Below are 2,235 nucleotides of genomic sequence, written 5' to 3' on the forward strand. Positions count from 1 at the left end.
GCGCCCCAGCATCACGCCCACGGACGACGCTTGTGTGACCACTGCGTCCCAGCCGCCGAATACGACGACCAGCAGGGCCGCGAGAGGGAGGACCATGGCTGTCGCCACCAAGGGGTGGCGCGGACCGGAGTTCCGCCCGCCGAACGCGTCGAACACCCTGCGTCCCTGCGTGCGGGTCATCGCTCGCGATGCCGTGTCGGCCATGGTCCTTCTCCTGTCGTGTCTGGCAGCGGCGAGTGTCTGACCTCGGGGGACGAGTGCTGCACCCGCCGCTTGAGAACAACATTAGGTAAGCGCCGCGCCTGGGTCGTCATGCCCGCGTACCGATTGCCGGGCCTCCCGGAGGATGACCGGTACCCCCTCCGCGTACTCCCCTGGGTGGAGAGGGGGTCCTACGCCTGCGGGTCTTCCCGGAGGGGACGCTCGGAGAGGTCCTCCCTGGGTACTGGTTGTTCGACCAGAGCGAGCACTCGCGTGGCCATGAAGCGCGCCGTACGCACCACCGAACCGTTGCGGGTGACTTCACTCACTTCCACCACTCCCCGACGCACCGCCGTCTCCACCCGGCGGCCTGCCCGACTTGCCACGACTTCGTACGTACGCGTCGTGTCACCCGCGTCCACCACTATCTCCACGCGGTCACCCTTCATTGATCCAATCCCCCTTCTGCGACGGACCTTTGAGATCTCGCACGGGTCTGAGGACCTTGGATCCGCGGCCCCCTGACCACCCCTCAAGTTTCTCACCCGGCACTGACAATCGATCCGTACCGGAGGGCGCGGCCTATGAGCGCCCCGGGGCGCGGGTACGTAAGCTGTGCCACGTCACACGGACGACCGGGCAGCGGGGATGGACATGGCGATGATGCGGCTCCGGCGCGAGGACCCGCGTGTCGTCGGTTCGTTCAGGATTCACCGGCGGCTGGGGCAGGGCGGCATGGGGGTCGTCTACCTGGGATCCGACCGGCGCGGCCAGCGGGTCGCGCTGAAGGTGATCAGGCCCGATCTCGCCGAGGACCAGGAGTTCCGTTCCCGGTTCGCCCGCGAGGTCTCGGCGGCCCGCCGGATCCGCGGAGGCTGTACGGCCCGGCTGGTGGCCGCCGATCTCGACGCGGACCGGCCGTGGTTCGCCACCCAGTACGTACCGGGGCCCTCCCTGCACGACAAGGTCGCCGAGGACGGGCCGCTGACGGCCGCCGAGGTCGCCTCCGTGGGAGCCGCGCTCTCCGAGGGGCTGCTGGCGGTTCACGAGGCCGGGGTCGTCCACCGTGATCTGAAGCCGTCGAACATCCTGCTCTCCCCCAAGGGCCCGCGCATCATCGACTTCGGGATCGCCTGGGCGACCGGGGCGAGCACGCTCACGCACGTCGGTACGGCGGTGGGGTCGCCCGGCTTCCTGGCGCCCGAGCAGGTACGTGGCGCGGCGGTGACCCCGTCGACCGACGTCTTCGCGCTCGGCGCGACGCTGGCCTACGCCGCGACCGCCGACTCGCCCTTCGGGCACGGCAGTTCGGAGGTCATGCTCTACCGGGTGGTGCACGAGGAGGCACAGCTGTACGGGGTTCCGGACGCGCTGGCGCCGCTGGTGCGGGCCTGTCTGGCGAAGGACCCCGAGGAGCGGCCGAGCACGCTCCAGCTGTCGATGCGGCTCAAGGAGATCGCGGCGCGCGAGGCGCAGGGGCTGTCGGAGGGACGGCCGCCGGCGCAGCGGGAGCGGGGCGGGCAGGACGTGCCGACAGGCCGGATGGCGGAGCGTACGGCGCGGATGCCGCAGCGGGCCGAGCGATCGGAGCGCACGGAGCGCCTGGAGCGGGGCGAACGGTCCACGCAGGGGCGTACGGCGGGCGGGCCCGACTCCCGGGGGCACGGGTCGCGAGGTTCGGCGCCGCGTACGGGTGGCGGGCGTCCGCCGAGACCCCGTGAAGGTCGTGAGGGCCGTGAGGGCTCGTCACGCGGCGGCTCGCGTACCGGTGGCCGCCAGGGCACCAGGCCCGGGGCGCGTACGACGTCGGGGGGACGTGGCGGACGCAGGCCCGCCAATCCCCGGCTGCTGCGCCAGCGGCTGATCGTCTTCGTCGTGGTGACGCTGATCGTCGCGCTGGGGATCGCGGCGGCGCAGCAGCTCTAGGGCGTGTCCGCAAAGTAGCGTCGTCCGCCCGTAGGGCGGGGCTCACGGCGTCTGGTGCGTGCGCTCGCAAGGCGGAGGATCGGCGTTGTGGATGGCCCGGCCGTACTC

Annotated in this window: 3 protein-coding genes; 1 reads left to right on the top strand and 2 read right to left on the bottom strand. The window is 71.7% G+C overall.

All coding sequences use genetic code 11. The features are described from left to right. The coding region (locus BHU15_RS40955; RefSeq protein WP_031232164.1) for a hypothetical protein at positions 1-204 on the bottom strand (204 nt) is incomplete at its 3' end. A gap of 188 nt (positions 205-392) precedes the next feature. Beyond that, the gene (locus BHU15_RS38835; protein WP_078494403.1) at positions 393-650 is read right to left on the bottom strand and encodes a DUF8836 family protein; all 258 of its coding nucleotides are present in this window, start codon (positions 648-650) and stop codon (positions 393-395) included. 205 nt (positions 651-855) lie between these two features. On the opposite strand from BHU15_RS38835, the gene BHU15_RS34635 reads away from it, so the two are divergent. Continuing rightward, on the top strand, positions 856-2,127 hold the full coding sequence (locus BHU15_RS34635; RefSeq protein ID WP_069630745.1) for a serine/threonine protein kinase: 1,272 nt from the start codon (positions 856-858) through the stop codon (positions 2,125-2,127). The last annotated feature ends 108 nt before the right edge of the window (positions 2,128-2,235 follow it).

This window comes from Streptomyces niveus (assembly GCF_001723055.1).
Lineage (GTDB): Bacteria > Actinomycetota > Actinomycetes > Streptomycetales > Streptomycetaceae > Streptomyces > Streptomyces niveus.

Excerpts from the sequence above, each read along its gene's own strand:
- BHU15_RS38835 (WP_078494403.1), bottom strand. The coding sequence starts at position 650 with ATGAAGGGTGACCGCGTGGAGATAGTGGTGGACGCGGGTGACACGACG.
- BHU15_RS34635 (WP_069630745.1), top strand. The coding sequence starts at position 856 with ATGGCGATGATGCGGCTCCGGCGCGAGGACCCGCGTGTCGTCGGTTCG.